This window comes from Comamonas piscis (assembly GCF_014109725.1).
GTDB classification, from domain to species: domain Bacteria; phylum Pseudomonadota; class Gammaproteobacteria; order Burkholderiales; family Burkholderiaceae_C; genus Comamonas; species Comamonas piscis.
The window spans coordinates 993669-1013914 of sequence record NZ_CP058554.1 but is presented as its reverse complement, the minus strand read 5'-3'; the positions used below and the strand labels follow the sequence as shown (position 1 = coordinate 1013914).

At 61.6% G+C, this 20246-nt stretch carries 18 protein-coding genes; 12 read left to right on the top strand and 6 right to left on the bottom strand.

The features are described 5' to 3' along the window. Positions 1–4 precede the first annotated feature (4 nt). On the top strand, positions 5–229 hold the full coding sequence (locus HS961_RS04610) for a hypothetical protein (RefSeq protein ID WP_182326596.1): 225 nt from the start codon (positions 5–7) through the stop codon (positions 227–229). A 16-nt stretch (positions 230–245) separates the two neighbouring features. Here HS961_RS04610 and HS961_RS04605 read toward each other — a convergent pair whose 3' ends face one another. Beyond that, positions 246–986, bottom strand: a complete 741-nt coding sequence (locus tag HS961_RS04605) for a Crp/Fnr family transcriptional regulator (protein WP_182326595.1) — start codon at positions 984–986, stop codon at positions 246–248. A gap of 153 nt (positions 987–1139) precedes the next feature. On the opposite strand from HS961_RS04605, the gene HS961_RS04600 reads away from it, so the two are divergent. The 11 genes from HS961_RS04600 to HS961_RS04550 all read left to right on the top strand — a co-directional run bounded on the left by HS961_RS04600 (position 1140) and on the right by HS961_RS04550 (position 15644). Beyond that, entirely contained in the window at positions 1140–1661 is a 522-nt protein-coding gene (locus HS961_RS04600) for a DUF4822 domain-containing protein (RefSeq protein WP_182326594.1), read from the top strand. An 87-nt stretch (positions 1662–1748) separates the two neighbouring features. Beyond that, a complete protein-coding gene (locus tag HS961_RS04595) occupies positions 1749–2003 on the top strand; it encodes an acyl-CoA-binding protein (protein WP_021028674.1) in 255 nt (84 codons plus the stop codon). A gap of 379 nt (positions 2004–2382) precedes the next feature. Then, positions 2383–4329 carry an AMP-dependent synthetase/ligase gene (locus HS961_RS04590; protein ID WP_182326593.1) on the top strand — a complete coding sequence of 649 codons (1947 nt, stop codon included), beginning with the start codon at positions 2383–2385 and terminating at the stop codon, positions 4327–4329. Positions 4330–4354: 25 nt separating this feature from the next. Further along, positions 4355–5137, top strand: coding sequence for an ABC transporter ATP-binding protein (locus HS961_RS04585; RefSeq protein ID WP_182326592.1), 783 nt, complete (start codon positions 4355–4357; stop codon positions 5135–5137). Positions 5138–5159: 22 nt separating this feature from the next. After that, positions 5160–6089 (top strand): branched-chain amino acid ABC transporter permease, encoded by a 930-nt coding sequence (locus HS961_RS04580; protein ID WP_182326591.1) that lies wholly within the window; start codon positions 5160–5162, stop codon positions 6087–6089. Between the two features lie 15 nt (positions 6090–6104). After that, a complete protein-coding gene (locus HS961_RS04575; RefSeq protein ID WP_182326590.1) occupies positions 6105–7169 on the top strand; it encodes a branched-chain amino acid ABC transporter permease in 1065 nt (354 codons plus the stop codon). Between the two features lie 77 nt (positions 7170–7246). Further along, entirely contained in the window at positions 7247–8560 is a 1314-nt protein-coding gene (locus tag HS961_RS04570; protein WP_182326589.1) for an ABC transporter substrate-binding protein, read from the top strand. A gap of 129 nt (positions 8561–8689) precedes the next feature. Continuing rightward, the gene (locus HS961_RS04565) at positions 8690–9529 is read left to right on the top strand and encodes an ABC transporter ATP-binding protein (protein WP_182326588.1); all 840 of its coding nucleotides are present in this window, start codon (positions 8690–8692) and stop codon (positions 9527–9529) included. 107 nt (positions 9530–9636) lie between these two features. After that, positions 9637–10896: a phenylacetate--CoA ligase family protein gene (locus HS961_RS04560; protein WP_182326587.1), complete on the top strand. Its 1260-nt coding sequence runs from the start codon at positions 9637–9639 to the stop codon at positions 10894–10896. 1720 nt (positions 10897–12616) lie between these two features. Then, positions 12617–12961 carry a hypothetical protein gene (locus HS961_RS04555; RefSeq protein ID WP_182326586.1) on the top strand — a complete coding sequence of 115 codons (345 nt, stop codon included), beginning with the start codon at positions 12617–12619 and terminating at the stop codon, positions 12959–12961. Between the two features lie 1240 nt (positions 12962–14201). After that, positions 14202–15644 (top strand): choice-of-anchor D domain-containing protein, encoded by a 1443-nt coding sequence (locus tag HS961_RS04550; RefSeq protein ID WP_182326585.1) that lies wholly within the window; start codon positions 14202–14204, stop codon positions 15642–15644. A 208-nt stretch (positions 15645–15852) separates the two neighbouring features. Here the strand turns inward: HS961_RS04550 and HS961_RS04545 are convergent, their stop codons facing one another. From HS961_RS04545 to urtC, 5 genes are all read right to left on the bottom strand, one after another. Continuing rightward, a complete protein-coding gene (locus HS961_RS04545) occupies positions 15853–16221 on the bottom strand; it encodes an FmdB family zinc ribbon protein (protein WP_182326584.1) in 369 nt (122 codons plus the stop codon). A 62-nt stretch (positions 16222–16283) separates the two neighbouring features. Then, positions 16284–17507: a formamidase gene (gene fmdA / locus HS961_RS04540; RefSeq protein ID WP_182326583.1), complete on the bottom strand. Its 1224-nt coding sequence runs from the start codon at positions 17505–17507 to the stop codon at positions 16284–16286. 80 nt (positions 17508–17587) lie between these two features. Continuing rightward, the gene (urtE, locus tag HS961_RS04535; RefSeq protein WP_182326582.1) at positions 17588–18277 is read right to left on the bottom strand and encodes an urea ABC transporter ATP-binding subunit UrtE; all 690 of its coding nucleotides are present in this window, start codon (positions 18275–18277) and stop codon (positions 17588–17590) included. Positions 18278–18287: 10 nt separating this feature from the next. After that, entirely contained in the window at positions 18288–19031 is a 744-nt protein-coding gene (gene urtD, locus HS961_RS04530; RefSeq protein ID WP_182326581.1) for an urea ABC transporter ATP-binding protein UrtD, read from the bottom strand. 14 nt (positions 19032–19045) lie between these two features. Continuing rightward, positions 19046–20239: an urea ABC transporter permease subunit UrtC gene (urtC, locus tag HS961_RS04525; RefSeq protein WP_182326580.1), complete on the bottom strand. Its 1194-nt coding sequence runs from the start codon at positions 20237–20239 to the stop codon at positions 19046–19048. Between the last annotated feature and the right edge of the window lie 7 nt (positions 20240–20246).

The window sequence follows — 20246 nt, the reverse complement described above, 5'->3', positions numbered from 1 at the left end:
GACGATGAAATCCATGACCCACCCCACCGCCCACCCTGCTCTGCGCTGGCTACCCGCTGCTGCGCTGGTCTTAGGCGTTGCAGCGCTGAGCGGTTGCGACAAGGGCGCCTCTAACGCGCCGATGCCGCGCGCTTCGTCAGATAACACGACCCCCGGCGGCGCGATGCCCGCCCCCCCACCCACCGGCATAACACCCGAGGCGCCAGCCGCACCGGCCACCAAACCTTAAGTAGGCTGGGCCAGCGCTACAAAGCGAAATCCGCCCGCTGCGGCTTGACCAGCCAGCCCTGCCCACGCAGCGCCTGCAGATCCAGCACACGCAGCCCCCCGTATTCGATACGGATAAAGCCCTGGTGCTGCAAAGCAGCCAGGGCTTCGTTCACCCGCTGGCGTGACAGGCCCACCAAGTAAGCCAGCTCCTGCTGGGTGATGCGCAGTACGTCGCTAACCCCGGGACAGAGCACGGGGTTGAACAAGGCGGCCAGGGTGCGGGCGACCCGTTCCTCGGGTCGGTTCAAGCGGTCAATCTCGCGGGCGCTGATGAACTGCGCCAACCGCTCATTGAGCTGGTGCATCACAAAGCGGTTAAAGCCCAGTGAGTGGTCCAGCAGCCAGTGGAAGGCATCAACCGGAATGCCGCAGACGGAGCTTTTGCGCAGCGCCTGGATGTCGTAGCGGTAGATCTCGCGCTTCAGCGCCGTACCCTCGCCAAACCAACCAGTGCGCGGCAGCCCGGCAAAGGTCATGGTGCGGCCCTCGCTGTCTTCGGCGCTCATCTTCAGCAAACCCTCGATCACACCAAACCAGTAGGTCACCGGCTTGCCGACCCGGCATACATACTCGCCCGGCTCGGCCTCGGTCACCATCAGCTGGCGCACGGCATAGTCGCGCTCGGCGGGTTGCAGGACGGGGATCCAGGGAATATCGGCCACTTCCGCAGCATGCGGGGCACGGCGGCGGTGGTAGAGAGAGGCATGCGGGCTCATGGCGGCCAAGAATGCACCAGGCGGCACAGCCTGCAAAGAGGGGCGCTACCAGGGTTGGCCCTGCACTTGTCACCTGCGCAGCAAGTAGCATCGGCCCAACAGTCGGCCCGCTAAACTGGCCGATTCGCCGCTCATCGGCTCTAGAAAGCTGCCATGTCCCCTCTGAACCCTTCCCTTCGCCCTGCAGCTTTGCCTTTGGCCGCTGCACTGCTCGCTCCCGCCTATGCCCTTGCCAGCCCTGCATGTACCGGCGCATCGCCCGATGCCCAAGTACTGGCCGAAAAGACCTGGCTCACCACGGCCGTCTATGAAGGCGATGACCGTAGCAACAACCTGGTGGCGCGTTACCCCGGCGTCGTCGGCATCTCGCTCTGGGATGCCTGCAGCAACCGCTACGAATACTTTGACCCAGCGACCGGCCGCTCGCGCAGCCAGCAAGGCGGTGCCGGCTGGTTCTTCTTTACCGGCGACCGCCAGCACCAGCACACCGTGTCCGACAACGGCAGCCAGCTGCGCCGCAAGATGGAGGTGATTAACCCCAAGGAATTCACCTACTCGCGCCAGGTCCCCAAGGACATGCGCGAAGGCCAGGCGCTGGTGACCATCCATGTCGTACACACGCCCTACACCGGCACCTTCCAGGTCAAGCCCAGCGCGGGCATCGGCCCAAAGTAAGCGACCTCATACCGGGCTGCAACGCCCCATCGCAGGCTAAACTGGCAGCCCTGTACCCCGCAGCCAACCACACACCAAGAGGTCCCCATGTCCGATCTGAACACCGCCTTTGAAGCCGCCAAGGAAGCCGCCCTGAACATGAGCGAGCGCCCCGACAACCAGACCTTGCTGAAGCTCTACGGTCTGTACAAGCAAGGCGCCCATGGCGACAACAACGAACCCAAGCCCGGCTTCACCGACTTTGTCGCCTCGGCCAAGTGGAACGCCTGGAACCAGTGCAAGGGCATGGCGCAGGATGATGCCAAGCAGCAGTACATCGACATGATCCAAGAGCTGCTCTAAGCACTCGCTCCTGCAGGCGCTGGCCCGCGCTCGCCAGCCCTGCTTCTCTAGTCGCCCCACCAACGGAGCGGCCTCCGCCCCCCCCCGAATCCCTGCCCTTCTCGGCATGGCACATTCGGCAGCGGGCACCTTCGCTGCCTCCGCCGCCCGGACACAGCAGCTGCGCATCTCCCCCGATAGGACTGGTTAGGCACACCGCCTACGCTGTGCATCGCCCGCATGGCGACGAAATCCGCCAGCCGCAGGAAAGTACCTACAACGTTTTCCCGCAGATTGTCGTCATAAAGACAAAACAACGTCAAAGCTGAATCTACATTCGGTTTCAACAGGACGCAAGGCATGGCACTTGTGATCTACAAAAACGACATAGGAGACAACCATGTCAACGACATTTCCCAAGCTATTGCTGCAGCACGCGGCCAAACGGCCGGAGGCGGCAGCCTTGCGTGAAAAGGAATACGGCATTTGGCAAAGCTATAGCTGGTCTGAACTGGCCGTGATGGTCGCCAAGATTGCCGCAGGTCTGTCGCAAGCGGGCCTGGCGCGCGGCGAGCACCTGGTGCTGATGGGTGCCAACCGCCCCCGCCTCTATGCCAGCATGCTGGCGGCCCAGTCGATTGGCGCCATTCCTGTGCCGCTGTACCAGGATGCGGTGGCGGCAGAATGTGTCTTCCCACTGAACAATGCCGAGGTGCGCTTTTGCCTGGTCGAAGACCAGGAGCAGGTCGACAAGCTGCTGGAGCTGCGCGAGCACTGCCCGCAGATCAGCCATATCTACTACGACGACCCGCGGGGTCTGCGCAACTACGAAGAGCCCGGCCTGGCCTCGCTCGACAGCCTGATCGCCAGCGGCGAGACCCTGGTGGCGGCCAACCCCGGCTGGTTCCAGCAGCAGGTGGATGCCACCAACAACAGCGATGTGGCGGCGATGTTCTTCACCTCCGGCACCACCGGCAACCCCAAGGGCGTGGTGCACACCCATAGCTCCTTGCTGGAGAGCGCATCGGCCGGCGCCGAGTTTGAAAACCTCAGCCATGCCGAGGAAGTGCTGGCCTATCTGCCACCGGCCTGGATCGGCCAGAACATCTTCAGCTACTCGCAATGGCTGGCCTGCGGCTATGTGGTCAACTGCCCCGAGTCGAGCGCCACCGTGCAGATCGACTTGAAGGAAGTCGGCCCCACCTATTACTTTGCGCCGCCGCGCGTGTTTGAAGGCATCCTCACCAGCGTGATGATCCGCATGGAAGACGCGGGCCTCATCAAGCGCAAGATGTTCCAGCACTTCATGAACGTGGCCAAGCGCGTGGGCCCGGCGCTGCGCGACGGCCAGCCGGTGAGCCTGTTGGACAAGATCAGCTACAAGCTCGGCGACCTGATGGTGTTTGGCCCCCTGCGCAACAACATGGGCTTTAGCCGGGTGCGCGTGGCCTATACGGCCGGTGAGGCGATCGGCCCCGATCTGTTCAGCTTTTTCCGCTCCATCGGCATCAACCTGAAGCAGCTCTACGGCTCGACCGAGACCGCCGTGTTTGTCTGCATCCAGCCGGACAACCAGGTGTTTGCCGATACCGTCGGCAACCCGATTCGTGGGGTCGAGATCAAGATGGCCGACAACGGCGAGATCCTGGTGAAGTCGCCGGGCCTGTTGAAGGAGTACTACAAGAACCCCAAGGCAACGGCCGAGGTGCTGAGCGAGGACGGCTGGTACCACACCAGCGATGCCGGCTTTATGGACAAGAGCGGCCAGCTCAAAATCATCGACCGGGTGAAGGACGTGGGCCGCTTGAAGGGCGGCAGCAACGACGGCGCGATGTTCGCACCCAAGTATGTCGAGAACAAGCTGAAGTTCTTCCCCTTCATCAAGGAGGCCGTGGCGCTGGGTGATGGGCGCGAGAAGGTCTGCGTGATGATCAACATCGACTTCGAGGCCGTGGGCAACTGGGCCGAACGCCAGAACCTGCCCTATGCCGGCTACACCGACCTCGCGCAAAAGCCGCAGGTCTACACCCTGATCCAGAACTGCGTCGAGAAGGTCAACGCCGACCTGGCCACCGATGCGATGCTGGCCGGCAGCCAGGTGACACGCTTCCTGATTCTGCACAAGGAGCTGGATGCCGACGATGGCGAGCTGACCCGTACCAACAAGGTGCGGCGCGGCTTTATCGCCGACAAGTACGGCGTGCTGGTCGAGGCGCTCTACGCGGGCCGCAGCGAGCAGTTCATCGAGACCCAGGTGAAGTTTGAAGACGGCCGCACCGGCAGCGTCAGCGCCACCTTGAAGATCGCCGACAGCAAGACCTTTGCGCCGCTGAAGTCGGTTGCCTGAGCGCCCAGCCAAGAGAAAGCCACCCATGAGCAAAAAAATCGGTGACGTCATTCTTGACATCAAGAACATCAGCCTGCGCTTTGGCGGCGTCAAGGCGCTGACGGATATCTCCTTCAACGTCAAAGAGCATGAGATCCGCGCCATCATCGGCCCCAACGGCGCCGGCAAGAGCTCCATGCTCAACTGCATCAACGGCGTCTACACGCCCTCGGAAGGCGCGATCAGCTTTCGCGGCCAGACCTTTGCGCACATGAACAGCCGCCAGGTCGCCGAGATGGGCGTGGCACGCACCTTCCAGAACCTGGCGCTGTTCAAGGGCATGAGCGTGATCGACAACATCATGACCGGCCGCAACCTGCAGATCAAAAGCAACCTGCTGATGCAGGCGCTGCGTCTGGGCCCGGCCCAGCGCGAAGAGATCAAGCAGCGCGAGTTTGTCGAGCACATCATTGATTTCCTGGAGATCCAGGCCTTCCGCAAAACGCCTGTGGGCCAGCTGCCCTACGGCCTGCAAAAGCGGGTGGACCTGGGCCGCGCGCTGGCGATGGAGCCCAAGGTGCTGCTGCTCGACGAGCCGATGGCCGGCATGAACGTCGAGGAAAAGCAGGACATGTGCCGCTTCATCCTCGATGTGAACGACGAGTTCGGCACCACCATCGTGCTGATCGAGCACGACATGGGCGTGGTGATGGATATCTCCGACCGGGTGGTGGTGCTGGATTACGGCAAGAAGATTGGCGACGGCACGCCCGAAGAAGTCCGCAATAACGAAGATGTGATCCGCGCCTATTTGGGCGCAGGCCACTGAGCACAGACCCCAGGGGACCGCAATGGCATTTTTTCTTGAAACTTTGTTTGGTGGCCTGATGGTCGGCATGCTCTACGCGCTGATCGCGCTGGGCTTTGTGCTGATCTTCAAGGCCTCGGGCGTCTTCAACTTCGCCATGGGGGCGATGGTGTTGTTTGCCGCGTTGGCCATGGCGCGCTTTTCGGAATGGATTCCGAAATGGCTGGGCATGGAGCCTGGTGTGCTCAGCATTGTGCTGGCGCTCATCGTCGCCATGGTCATCATGGTGGGTGTGGCCTGGGCGATTGAGCGCTTTGCGCTGCGCTACCTCGTCAACCAGGAGCCCATCGCGCTGCTGATGGCCACCCTGGGCATCGCCTACTTCCTCGACGGCCTGGGCCCGATGATCTTTGGCTCGGCCGTCTACAGCATCAATGTGGGCATGCCCAAGGACCCCATGTTCATCCTGGAAAACATGTTCCAGGGCGGCGTGCTGATCAGCCAGGAAGACCTGTATGCCGCCGGTATTGCCGCCGTGCTGGTACTAGTGCTGAGCGTGTTCTTCCAAAAAACCAAGACCGGCCGGGCCCTTCGCGCTGTGGCCGACGACCACCAGGCCGCCCAGTCCATCGGCATTCCGCTCTCGCGCATCTGGGTCATCGTCTGGTCTGTCGCTGGCAGCGTGGCGCTGGTGGTCGGCATCATCTGGGGCTCCAAGCTGGGCGTGCAGTATTCGCTGTCGCTGGTCGCCCTGAAGGCCTTGCCGGTCGTGATCCTGGGTGGCCTCACCTCCGTGCCCGGCGCTATCGTCGGCGGCTTGATCATCGGCGTGGGCGAGAAGCTCTCCGAGGTCTACCTGGGCCCGTATGTGGGCGGCGGTATCGAGACCTGGTTTGCTTATGGCCTGGCGCTGTGCTTCCTGCTGTTCCGTCCTCAAGGTCTCTTCGGGGACAAGATCATCGACCGCGTGTAATTGGAGAACTGACCTATGTTTTATCGTGAAAATGGCCAGTTCAAGACCAGCTACGCGGCCGATCAGCAGATCTTCCCGGTGCTGCAGGACAAGTGGGCCATCCTCGGCCTGCTGCTGGTGGCCTTTGTGCTGGTGCCCTTCATGTTCAGCGACTACACCTTCAAGGCGGTGCTGATCCCCTTCCTGATCATGTCGCTGGGCGCCATCGGGCTCAACATTCTGGTGGGCTACTGCGGCCAGATCTCGCTGGGCACCGGTGCATTCATGGCAGCGGGCGCCTATGCGGCCTACAACTTCCATGTGCGCTTTGAAGGCATGCCGCTGATCCTGTCGCTGATCGGTGGTGGCCTCGTGTCCATGCTGGTCGGCGTGCTGTTTGGCCTGCCCAGCTTGCGCATTCGCGGTCTGTACCTGGCGGTGGCCACCTTGGCGGCCCAGTTCTTCATGGACTGGCTCACCAGCCGGGCCGCCTGGGTCAGCAACTACTCCTCGTCCGGTTCGGTCAGCGCCGGCAAGCTGTCGGTGTTTGGCATGGCGATTGAGACGCCCGTGCAGAAGTATTTGTTCTGCCTGGCCATCCTCTGCGTGCTGGGCCTCATGGCCAAGAACCTGGTGCGTGGCGCCATTGGCCGCGAGTGGATGGCCATGCGCGACATGGATGTGGCCGCCAGCGTGATCGGCATCCGCCCCATGTACGCCAAGCTCTCGGCCTTTGCGGTCAGCAGCTTTATCGTCGGCATTGCCGGTGCGCTCTGGGGCTTTGTCCACCTAGGTGCCTGGGAGCCCGCAGCCTTCAGCCTGGACCGTTCCTTCCAGCTGCTGTTCATGATCATCATCGGCGGTCTGGGCTCCATCGTGGGCAGCATCTTTGGCGCCGCCTTCTTTGTGCTGCTGCCCATTTTCCTGACCCAGGTGCCCCACTGGCTGGGCCTGCCGCTGTCGACCGCCACCGCTACCTATCTGGAGCACATGGTGTTTGGCGCGCTGATCGTGTTTTTCCTGATTGTCGAACCCCATGGATTGGCCAAGCTCTGGGCTACGGCCCGCCAGAAGCTGCGTCTGTGGCCGTTCCCGCATTGAGAGTTTTTTCGAAGAGAGCAACGCAGAGTGTTCGCAAGTGGGGGTCATCAGCCCCAACAACCTAAGGAGATAAAACCATGTCTTTCAAGAAAGCTGTGATCGCCGCTGCTACGGCAGCCCTGGGTCTGGGGGCCATGATGGCTGCCCCAGTCGCACAAGCCCAGGAGCAGTTCGTTCCGCTGCTGGTCTACCGCACCGGCCAGTTCGCGCCGCTGGGCATCCCATGGGGTGACGGCAAGCAGGACTACCTCAAGCTCGTCAATGCCAAGGGCGGCATCAACGGCGTGAAGATCAAGTTTGAAGAGTGCGAGACCGCCTACGACACCGCCAAGGGCGTGGAATGCTACGAGCGCCTCAAGGGCCGCGACGGCGGCGCCTCGGGCTTTGACACCCAATCGACCGGCATCACCTTTGCAGTGACCGACAAGGCCGCGGGCGACAAGATGCCCGTCATCACCCCCGGCTACGGTCTGTCGCAATCGGCTGACGGCAAGGTGTTCGAGTGGAACTTCCCCTTGCTGGGCAACTACTGGACCGCCGCCGATTCCATCGTGCAGGACATCCTGAAGAAGGAAAAGGGCAACCTCAAGGGCAAGAAGATTGCGCTGGTCTACCACGACTCGCCCTACGGCAAGGAACCCATTGCGCTGCTGCAAAAGCGTGCCGCCAAGGATGGCTTTGAGCTGATGCTGCTGCCCGTGACGGCGCCCGGCGTGGAGCAAAAATCCACCTGGCTGCAGATCCGCCAGAACCGCCCTGACTACGTGCTGCTGTGGTCCGCTGGCGTGATGACGCCCACCGCCGTGCGCGAAGCCCAGGCCACCGGCTACCCCCGCGAAAAGATGTACGCCATCTGGTGGGGCGGCTCCGACCATGACGTCAAGGACATCGGTGCCGGCGCCAAAGGCTACAACACCGTCACCATCCACAACACCGCCGAGCGCGACAAAGTGCATGACGACGTGAAGGCTACGCTGTACGACAAAGGCCAGGGCACCGCATCCGATGTCAAGGAACTGGGCCAACTGGCACACACGCGCGGCATGATGATCGCGATGCTGCAGGTCGAAGCCATCCGCACCGCCCAAGAGAAGTACGGCAAGGGCAAGGTCATGACCTCCGAACAAGTCCGCTGGGGCCTGGAGAACATGAACATGACCCAGGAACGCCTGAACGAGCTGGGCTTTGGCAAGATGATCCGCCCCTTCAAGACCAGCTGCGAGAACCACCTGGGCGCTGACTGGGCCCGCATCGCCACCTGGGACGGCAGCAAGTTCAACGTGACCTCCGACTGGTACCAATCGGACAAGACCTTGATCGACCCGCTGGTCAAGGAATACGCCGAGAAGTACGCCAAGGAAAAGAACGTGACGCCACGTTCCTGCAGCTAAGGCTGCCTGGTCCCTGGGCCTGATGGCCCGGGGCCTCTCGTGGCTGGCCCCTGACGCCCTTCCCTGCGGAAGGCGCCCGCTCCCCCGGGGCCGCCCGCCCTCTATTTTGTTGAGAGACCAGGTGACGGCATGACCGATTCCCCGCAAACAGCTTCCACCCCATCCGCAGCCGCGCCGCTTTTGGTCGTCAACGGCATCGAGGTGATCTACAACCATGTGATCCTGGTGCTCAAAGGCGTCTCGCTGTCGGTGCCGCGCGAATCGATCGTGGCCATTTTGGGCGGCAATGGCGCCGGCAAGACCACGACCTTGCGCGCCATCTCCAACCTGCTCAAGGGCGAGCGCGGCGAAGTCACCAAGGGCAGCATCGAGCTCGAAGGCGAGCGCATCGAGGCGCTGACCCCTTCCGACCTGGTCAAGCGCGGCGTTGTGCAGGTGATGGAAGGCCGGCACTGCTTCGCCCACCTGACCATCGAAGAGAACTTGCTCACCGGCAGCTACACCCGCACCAACAAGGGCGAGATTGCCGCCAACCTGGACAAGGTCTACAACTATTTCCCCCGCCTTAAAACCCGCCGCACCAGCCAGGCGGCCTACACCTCGGGCGGCGAGCAGCAGATGTGCGCCATTGGCCGCGCGCTGATGAGCAACCCGCGCCTGGTGCTGCTCGATGAGCCCTCGATGGGCCTGGCGCCACAGATCGTTGAAGAAGTCTTCAACATCGTGCAGGACCTGAACCAGAAGGAAAAGGTCACCTTCGTACTGGCCGAGCAGAACACCCACATGGCGCTGAAGTACGCCGACTACGGCTACATCATGGAGAGCGGTCGCATCATGATGGACGGCGCCGCCAAGGACCTCGCCAACAACGAGGACGTCAAAGAGTTCTACCTGGGCATGGGCGGCGGTGAGCGCAAGAGCTTCAAGGACGTCAAGAGCTACAAGCGCAGAAAACGCTGGCTGGCCTGAACCCCGCCCCTTCCACGATCCCACTACTGCGCCGGCCGATGTCCTGAAGCCGGCGTCTGCGGCAGATTCGCCCCAAAAATACCGATCACACGTCCCGGAGACACCGCATGAGCCAGCACTACGACGATCTGGAGACCCGCGCCCCAGCTGCCCGCGAAGCCGATCTGATGGCCCGCCTGCCCGCCCAGATTCGGCACGCCCAGCAACACGCCCCCGCCTTTGCCAGCATCCTGCAAGGCATCGATGCCGCCAGCATCAGCAGCCGCGCCGCGCTGGCCCAACTGCCCGTCACCCGCAAGCATGAGCTGCTGGAGCGCCAAAAGTCCGAGCGCGCCCAGCACCCGGGCCGCGCCATTTTTGGCGGCTTCAACACCGCGCCGTTTGGCAGCGCCATGCCGCGCATGTTTGCCAGCCCCGGCCCCATCTATGAACCCGAAGGCCAACGCCCCGACTACTGGCGCATGGCGCGCGCCATCTATGCGGCTGGCTTTCGCGCCGGCGAGCTGGTACACAACAGCTTCAGCTACCACTTTGTGCCCGCCGGCTCCATGATGGAATCGGGCGCCCAGGCGCTAGGCGCCACCGTCTTCCCCGCTGGCACCGGCCAGACCGAGCAGCAGGTGCAAGCCATGGCCGATCTGCACCCGCATGGCTACATCGGCACGCCCAGCTTTTTGAAAATCATCCTGGAGAAGGCCGAAGCCCAGGGCCAGCGCATTGCATCCTTGACCAAGGCCCTCGTCTCCGGCGAAGCCTGCCCGCCCTCGCTGCGCGACTGGTTCAGCGCCCGGGGTGTGGCTGCTTACCAGTGCTATGCCACCGCCGACCTGGGCCTGATCGCCTATGAGACCGAGGCCCGCGAAGGCCTGGTGCTGGACGAGAACGTGATTGTCGAAATCGTGCGCCCCGGCACCGGCGACCCAGTGGCCGAAGGCGAGGTCGGCGAGCTGGTCGTCACCACCCTCAACACCGACTACCCGCTGATCCGCTTTGGCACCGGCGACCTGTCAGCCATCCTCCCCGGCCACTGCCCCAGCGGCCGCACCAACACCCGCATCAAAGGCTGGATGGGCCGCGCCGACCAAACCACCAAGGTGCGCGGCATGTTTGTGCACCCCGGCCAGATTGCCGAAGTCGTCAAACGCTTCCCCCAAGTGCAAAAGGCGCGCCTGGTCGTCAGCGGCGCGATGGCCCAGGACCAGATGAGCCTGCAGGTGGAAACCACCGAGCTGGGCGCCGGCCTGGCCGAACAGATCGCCGACGCCGTGCGCGACATCACCAAGCTGCGCGCCGATATCGCACTGCTGCGCCCGGGCGAGCTGCCCAATGATGGCAAGGTGATTGAGGATGCGCGGAGTTACGATTGAGCGCGGTTTAGACAAAGCACACTGAGTGCACAAAAACGGCCACATTGCCTTAGGTAATGTGGCCGTTTTGCCTGAGCGCGGCGCCATGCAAGCATCGAGGCTTTGTCGCTGCACCGCCTCCCAGAACCCAATCAGATAAGGCCTTGCATCGCTGTTGCCACCAAGGGCACCGTGCGCCCGCTTCCGGATTACCACACAGCGGCTGGATACCAAATCCCTGCGCCATGGCAGCCTTTGGCGGCCTTTTCCGCCATCAACCATCTGGCGATTGCTCCTGATCAAAACCCTTGTTTACCTGGGTTGTTGACTCTCTGACGCCCGTAAAAATATCGAATCATCCAATCGATACCACATATAACAGCTTGCGAATATCTGCCACCCTGCTGGCAACTTTTAGAAAACCAGAACGGTTTTCCGCATGAAATCAAAGCAATTATTGCTGCATGACACCCAAAGCACCGCTGCAGGCATACAACAACCGATACATCTACTTTCATTTCAAGCACGATATTTTCAGCTACCCATTACTTGCGCCATCAGCTACTAATTTGGTAGCTGCAACACCACAGCAATGTGAACGAATCTTATACAAAACCTATAAAAGCAGTTACGCCCAATAAATAGCATATATCTATCGTATATTTTCATCTGATTTTGATAAGCAACTGCCATACGGAATCACACATTGACAATCAATTACTTACAGCACAAATCCTGTGCGGAAAGGGCCTAGATGTCGACTAGATTCGCTCCATCCCTCCTCAACCACGCGCTGCAGAAACACTGGCTGCGCTCCGCTACCGCACTTGCGCTGGCAGGCGCCGCGCCATATGCGCTGGCAGCCGATTGCGTGAGTGGCCCAGTCTCCGCAGCATCGTTCAGCTGCGAAGTGCCGAGTGGCATGAATGAGGTTATTTTCTGGATCGCAGGCGCTGGAGGGGGCGCCGGTGGTTTGGCCACCCCATCACCTCAGTCATACGGCGGCGGCGGGGGCGGCAATGGTGCCGGTGTCAGCGGACTAGTACAGGTTGCTCCTGGGGATGCGGTGAGCTTGGTGAGGGGCGCCTCCGGTGCACAAGGTGTTAATGCATCCGCATCGCCCAGTGCGGGAGGTGCAGGTGGCTCCGGTGCAGGCAATGGTGGCACGGGTGGCGGCGGAGGCCTTGGCGGGGGCGGCGGTGGGGGAGGAGGTGCCTCGTCTATGAATATCAACGGCACTGTCACCTGGGCTCGCGCCGGAGGCGGAGGGGGTGGAGGTGGAGGAGGCTCGCTGGGCGCTGGAGGTGTGATCTCCGTGAACGAGGAAATACCTTTGCTATCAATCCAAAAAGCAGCGATTACTGATTTATGCGAATCCCCAGCCCCGTCTGCCGGCAATGGCGAAGACATAGACCTCAGCACCACCAATGATGGTGGCGGGGGCGCGAATGGCGGAACCTATGCCGGCTCGCCCACTATCGCCTTGCAAGGCCGTGCAACCAACACCACGCCACCTGTGAATGGCTCAGAGGGAGGCTACAACGGCGACTCTTGCGCATCGGGCCGAGTAGAGAATGTGAGTTTTACCCCCAATGGAGGTCCCGTCGGCGGTACGAATTTCTCTGATATTCCTTCCCGCCTTCCACAGAATGGGACGCTTTTTCTGAGTCTGGGATACGCCTCCGCTCGCACTGCACAGATCACCGCCATCAGCGCGACAGGCGTGACGGTGGAAGCCCCCATGACCATGCCTCCCGGCTACGCCGTCAGTGCGTACGAGGTCACGTGCACTGGCTCGGCTGGAGGTAGTGCTAGCGGGAGTGCAGCAGGGCCTGCTTCACCGGTCAACATCGCCATACCGTTGCCAGCCAACCAGCAATGGACTTGCGAAGTCACCGCGACGCTGGCCGATACCGCAACCAGCGATACCGTCAGAACCATTCCCACGTCGCTACAGGGTGGAGTCGTTCCCACAGCGCCAACGCCTGTTCCCGTTGCCGGTGCCGCAGGTGCGGCATCGCTAGGCATACTGGGCCTGGCCGCCTGGCTGGGCCTGCGCCGCAGGAACAAGAAAGACGCGGCCTAAACGGCCTGGGCTCCGCAGCACGCGGGGCGCATCACAGCCTTTGACAGCTGCAAGGCTGTAAAGCCTCCCTGGCGCTTGACCGTGCCAGGGAGGTTTTTTACTGGGCGCATGGGAGCCGACTCCCTCTCGTCGTATTCGATGCTTTGTCTGCGCTATTCGCCGCAAGATTTGCAGTGAATAGCGTTTGTAATCACCGCATGGATGGGCCGGGTCGTTGTAAATCTGCTGGTCACTCTTTGTTGCTTCGGCAGGCCGACGAATCGACCATCTAGGGATCCTCTGCAAAACCCTCGCCAAGCGGGATGGACGCGGATCGGGATGAGACGCAAGGCGTCTTTTGCAGTCAATAGCCGTAGCTATTGACAAGGAAGACAACGCAGCGGATCGCCCGAGTCCGCGTTCAGACCACGGCAGGGAGTTTTGCAGAGGGTCCCTAGCGCGGCTAGTGCGAACTTGATTTTGAATACCGAAGAACGGCCAGAAACAGAGGTTCGCTCATTCGCGATTTTCAGCCGGTGGCCTAATCAGCCAGTGACCTTGTGCAATGCGGTGACCGGGGCTCTTGCCGCATTTTCCAAAAAAAAAAATGCCAGAACGCCAGAGCCCGATTCGCAGCGGGCCCACTAAAAGCTGCCATGTCGCCATTCCTGAAACGAGGGCGTTGGAGAGAATATGTTGCGCATGGGTATGGCGGCCAACAGCAGCCAAAGAATACCGAGACCGCGGCAAATGAGAATGAGAGACTTGGTGGCGCCACGCCGGGATGACGATGAGCCATTGACTATGAACAACTTCGCGCAGGAAGTTAAAGACTGTCTATTAAAACGGGCAGATTCCATTGGGCCCACACACAACCACACCCAGCGAATACAAGCGCCACAGATTCACTGGTAGTTTTTGAATGCTGAAATGGCCGCAAAGAGAAGGAATGAGGCTGCAAATTACCTGAACTTAGGGATAGATCAACAGTTAACAGAATGTTAAAAAAGGGCGTCGCATTGTTGTAAATGCCCATGGCCTTGAAGGTCACGGCCTTGATGCCCCACCTGTCGCCACTTCGCCAACGCGAATCTGCGCTACGGGCACATTGCTTTTTTAATATGGAGAAGTCCCGTTCATGTCTGTTTCCCGATCTTTTATCCAAACCCTGATGCTGGCCGGTCTGGCAGCAGGCAGTGCCGCCAGCTATGCACAAACACAATGCTTTAATGCGTCAGCCCCGAACCCATTGGAGGCCTGTGTGACCAATACAGGTACTCCTGCAGTGTGGCTTGACCAGGCAGGCAGTCGCGCCCAGCAGTATTTCAGCGAGTATTCTTGGGGCTCTGTGATTTTCCTGGATGGTGTCAATACCCTGGAGCGCTATTCCACCGGCTACCAAGGGAGCCCGACTGCCTCCCCCGTGAGCAACGTGCGCACTGGCAGCGGCACCGCTGGAGACCCTTACACAATCACCACCGTCACCACCCTCGGCAGCAGTGGCGTGCAATTCACGCAAATCTTCAGCTATGTGAATGGCGACAGACAAATTCTCAAGCGCTGGGAACTGGAGAACACAGGCAGCAATACTTTTAACGACCTGCGTTTCTTCCATGGCGGTGACAGCTACTTCGGTGGCATTGACTCGGCGCGCAGTTGGTATGACGCCAACAACAGCATGGTCTACATCAGCAATGACTCGTTTGCAGCAACCGGCTATATGGGCTTTTATGCCAACCCAGCCACGCCCGCTTCCGCATATTTCGCAGGTTTCTTTGACACTGGAAACATTCAAGCTGCAGCAGGCCAACTAAGCAGTACCGCAGATGCAAACTACCGAGACGCAGGCTATTACCTGCAATGGAACAGAGCCAGCCTGGCACCCGGCGCACGCTGGGCCGTTGAGGCCACCGAAATCTGGTCGGACCCCGGCGCCTTGCAAGTCTTTGCCCCGGCCAATGACGCCGTAGTCCCTGGCCAAACCATCACACGCAGCTTCAGCATTCAAAACTTCAATGCCGGTAGTGATGTCAACGCTGAATTGGCGCTCAATACCTTGCCAGCAGGCTGGAGCGCCAGCATTGTCAGCCCGGCCTCCCCCGTAGCACTGAGCCCATTGGCGTCGCAAACCGTGGTGGTGAACATCACGGTCGCCCAGGATGCGAACCCAGGAGATGTGCAAGACATTGTGCTGAGCGCCACGGCAGGCGGCGTGACCAACCAGGCCAGCCTGCGCCTGGAGGTGGCAGCAATAGATTTTGCGATCAGCCCGACGGCTCTGGATTTTGGCAACGTCACCGTGGGCAATACGGCGCAGCAAACCATCAGCCTGAGCAATGGGGTGGGCTCATTGCCTTTGGATGTGGCCAGCCTGATCCACAGTCTGGGCGCAGAGTTCAGCCTGACAGCCGACACCTGCTCCAACACCACCTTGCCGGCAGCGGGCGCATGCACGGTCACGCTGCAATACGCGCCTACCCAGGTTGGCGCGGCCAATGCCACGCTGACCTTCCCATTCACCGCCCCTGTGACCACGACGCGATCGGTCACGGTCACAGGCGCTGGCGTCACTGCGCCACCGGTGATTCCCACTGCCGCCGTGCCCGTGCCCATTGCAGGAGCCGCAGGTGCAGCCTCGCTGGGCGTACTGGGCCTGGCCGCCTGGCTGGGCCTGCGCCGCAGGAACAAAAAAGACGCCGCCTAAACGGCCTGGGCTCCGCAGCGCGCGGGGTCCATCATTCGTTGAGCCGCCTGAAAGCCTTTCAGCCTCCTTGGCGTCTATACGCGCCAGGGAGGCTTTCTCTTGGACCGCATGCAAGCGTTGGACGGCAAGCGCTATTCGCCGCACAAACTGCGGCGAATAGCGGGGATAAACGCCGCACCCCGTTGCCGGGAGGTCGCGGAGTCACGCCTCAGTGGCTAATCATCCAAGGCCGATTCCCCACCTGGCTTTTCAGCGCCGGCTGCGCCGCTGCCGCAGCGGCGCCAGTCTTCGCACCCCCACTGCAGCACCCACACCCACTCGGATGCCGCAGCCGCCCATAGCTACCCGCAGCAGGGTCGTTGTCACGCGACATGCGCGGCGCATGGCGAGCGCGTTCGTTGACCTCGGCGGCGCGGCGCTGCTGGGGGGAGGTGCAGGCCAGGCGCGGGGCCTGGGTGATGACGCGCTCCGCGGCGGCGCCGCACTGCGGGCAAGCACAGGCAAGATTGCGGTCGGCCAGGCGGCGCAGCGCGTCGAACTCGCCGCATTGCTGGCAGGCGTAGTCATAGGTGGGCATCAAAGTCTCCTGCACAAAAAGATAAAAGCGGGCCGGCGCTGCGGCCCGCGCAAGCCAGCGTCTTACTTGTCGTACGAGATGGGCATGTCGATGCTGCCATCCAGGTACTTGACCGGGCCGGAGGCATTGGGGTTGATGTCGAACTCAAAGATCTGCGTGGGCAGCCACAGGGTGGCGCAGGCGTTGGGCACATCCACCACACCGCTGATATGGCCCTGCACCGGGGCGGTGCCGAGGATGGAGTAGGCCTGGGCGCCGGAGTAGCCGAACTTCTTCAGGTACTCGATGGCGTTCAGGCAGGCCTGCTTGTAGGCCACGTTCACATCCAGGTAGTACTGCTTGCCTGATTCGTCAACGCTGATGCCTTCAAAGATCACATAGTCGTTGTAGGTCGGCACGATGGGGCTGGGCTTGAAGATGGGGTTCTTGATGCCGTACTTGGCCATGCCGCCCTTGATGATCGACACCTTCATGTGCACCCAGCCGGCCATTTCGATCGCGCCGCAGAAGGTGATTTCGCCATCGCCTTGGCTGAAGTGCAGATCGCCGACCGACAGGCCGGCGCCATCGACATAGACCGGGAAGAAGATCTTGGAGCCGCGCGAGAGGTCCTTGATGTCGCAGTTGCCGCCATGCTCGCGCGGGGGCACGGTACGGGCACCGGTGGCGGCCGCCTTGTCGCGCGCCTCGCCCTTGAGCTGGCCCATGTGCGCGGTCGCCATAAACGGCGGGTTGGCCAGGTTGCCGTCCGGGTTGGTGTCGATCAGCGCCTGCTCGCGGGTGTTCCAGATGTCGAGCATCTTGGGATCGGGCAAGGTGCCGATCAGACCGGGATGGATCAGACCGGCATAGCGCACGCCGGGGATGTGGCGTGAGGTGGTGAACATGCCCTGGAAATCCCAGATCGATTTTTGTGCCGACGGAAAGTGGTCCGTCAAGAATCCGCCGCCGTTCTTCTGCGAGAAAAAGCCGTTAAAGCCCCACTGGCTCTCGTCCTTGGCGCCGATGTCGAGCAGGTCCACAACCAGCAGGTCGCCCGGCTCGGCCCCTTTTACGCCCACCGGGCCCGACAGGTAGTGCACTGTGGTCAGGTCCACATCGCGCACATCGTCGGCGCTGTCGTTGTTCTGGATAAAGCCCCCCGTCCAGTCGTAGGTCTCCAGCACAAAGTCATCGCCGGGGTTCACCCAGCAGGCCATCGGAATATCGGGGTGCCAGCGGTTGTGCACCTTCTCGTTGGAGGGGGCCGGTTGGGACAGGTCAACCTTGATCAGGGTTTCGGGCATGTGCAGCTCCTGTGATGCAGTCAATGAAACAGAAAAATGCGGGCCGGCAGCGCAGTGCCAGCGGCCGACCGCGCAAGGACCTAAACCGACAGATAGGACTTGATGTGGGCCTCGTTGGTGTTGGCGCGGTCGGTCTCGTGTACGATGCGCCCGCCTTCGATGACAAAGAGCCGGTCGGCCACATCCATCGCAAAATGCAGCACCTGCTCGGAAACGACGATGGTGATCTCGCGCATCTTGCGGATCTCGTTGAGCGCCTTGGCGATGTCCTTGATGATGGAGGGCTGGATGCCCTCGGTAGGCTCGTCGAGCAGCAGCACCTTGGGGTTGGTGACCAGCGCGCGGGCAATGGCCAGCTGTTGTTGCTGCCCGCCCGAGAGGTTGCCGCCCTTGCGCCGGCGCATGTCCCAGAGCACGGGGAACAGCGCATAGATTTCGTCCGGGATCTTGCGGTCGCTGGCGTTTTCCAGACCGGTTTCGATGTTCTCCTCGACGCTCAGGGTCGGGAAGATCATGCGGCCCTGGGGCACATAGGCAATGCCCTTGGCCACGCGCAGATAGCTCTCGTCGCGCGACACATCCTGGCCGGCGACCTGCACCGCCCCGCTCTTGAGCGGCAGCACGCCCATCAGCGCCTTGAACAAGGTGGTCTTGCCCATGCCGTTGCGGCCCATGATGGCCAGGGTTTCGTTGGGACGGCCTTCGAAGGAGATGCCGTGGAGCGCCTCGCTTTGTCCGTAGGCCACGTGGATATCGTTGACTTTCAGCATATGCGGCTCCTCAGTGGCCCAGGTAGACATCGATGACTTTGGGATCGGACTGCACGGCCTCCATCGAGCCTTCGGCCAGAATCTTGCCCTGGTGCATGACGGTGACCTTGTGCGCAATGCGGGCCACAAACTCCATGTCGTGCTCGATCACGATCACCGAGCGGCCCACGCAGATGCGCTTGAGCAGATCGGCCGTCAGCTCGCGCTCGCGCGCGCTCATGCCGGCAATCGGCTCGTCCAGCATCAGCAGCTCGGGCTCCTGCATCAGCAGCATGCCAATCTCCAGCCACTGCTTTTGCCCGTGCGACAGCAGGCCCGATTCCATCTCCAACACATGGTCCAGGCCAATCTCCTGCGCCACCGCCTGCACGCGCTGCTGCACGGCCGGGCTGCACTGAAAGCGCAGCGCGCCAAACACCGAGCGCCCCTCGGGGTAGGAGACCTCCAGGTTCTTGAAGACCGACAGGTTCTCGTAGATTGACGGGGTCTGGAACTTGCGGCCGATGCCCTTGCGCACGCGCAGGTACTCGTCCATGCCCGTCAGCTCTTCGTTCTGGAACTTGATGCTGCCGCTGCTGGCCTTGGTCTTGCCGCAGATCAGGTCGAGCAAGGTGGTCTTGCCGGCGCCGTTGGGGCCGATGATCACGCGCAGCTCGTTCTTGTCCACATACAGGGTCAGGTCCTCGATGGCGTTGAAGCCGTCAAAGGAGACCGTCAAACCTTCAACAGCCAGTGCAAAGTCGGTATTGCTCATTGCGCGCTCCTGGTTCAGACGGCTTCGGCAGCAGGCTTGCCGGCGACCGGCTCCTGGGCTTTGCTGCTGGGGGTTGCGGGCTTGGTGATGGAAGGGCCAGCGCCTTGGCTTGGCGTGCTGGCCGATTTGGCGGCACGCCGCGCCAGCATGGGCTTGACCTTGCTGGCATACAGGCCCGCCAGGCCATTGGGGAAGAACATGGTCACCACGATGAACAGGCCGGCCATGCAGAACATCCAAAGATCCGGGAAGGTCTCGGAGAAATAGGTCTTGCCAAAGTTGACCAGCAGCGCGCCATAGACGGCACCCACCAGGCTCATGCGGCCACCAACAGCAGCAAAGATCACCATCTCGATCGAGGGAACAATGCCGACGATGGAGGGCGACATAAAGCCCACCTGCAGCGCAAACATCGCGCCGCCAATGCCCGATATCGCAGCGGCCAGGCAGAACACAAACACCTTGAACATCGACACGTCGTAGCCGGAGAAGCGCACGCGGTCCTCCTTGTCGCGCATCGCCAGCAACAGGGTGCCGAGCTTGCTTTTCTGGATCCAGAGGCAGGCAACGACGGACAGCAGCAACAGACCGCAGCAGACGTAGTAGAGGATGTACTTGGCGCTGTCGGTACGGATGTCCCAGCCCAGCAGGGTGCGCAGATCGGTCATGCCGTTGACGCCGCCGGTGTAGCCCTGCTGGCCGATGATCAGCACCGTGAGAATCAGCGCCACGGCCTGGGTGATGATGGCAAAGTAGACATCGCCCACCCGGCGGCGGAACATCGCAAAACCGATGATGAAGGCGAGCAGCGCAGGTGCTGCCACCACGGCAAACAGCGCAAACGGCAGGTACTCAAACGGCGTCCACCACAGTGGCAGCGCGGTGAGCTGGTTCCAGTCCATAAAGTCGGGGATGCCGGGGGTTGATTGGATGCTGGTGCTGGCCTTGTCCGAGGCTTCGAGCTTGAGGAACATGGCCATCGCATAACCGCCCAGGCCAAAGAACACGCCCTGCCCCAGGCTCAGCACGCCGGCCCAGCCCCAGAGCATCACCAAGCCCACGGCCACAAAGGCGTAGCAGAGGTACTTGCCCACCAGGTTCAGGCGGAACGAATCCAGCGCCAGCGGGAACACCACCATCAGCACCACGGCCAGCAGTGCCACATGTCCCAGGCCGGTTCGCTCCAGCCAAGCACGCATATCTTTCATGGTTGTC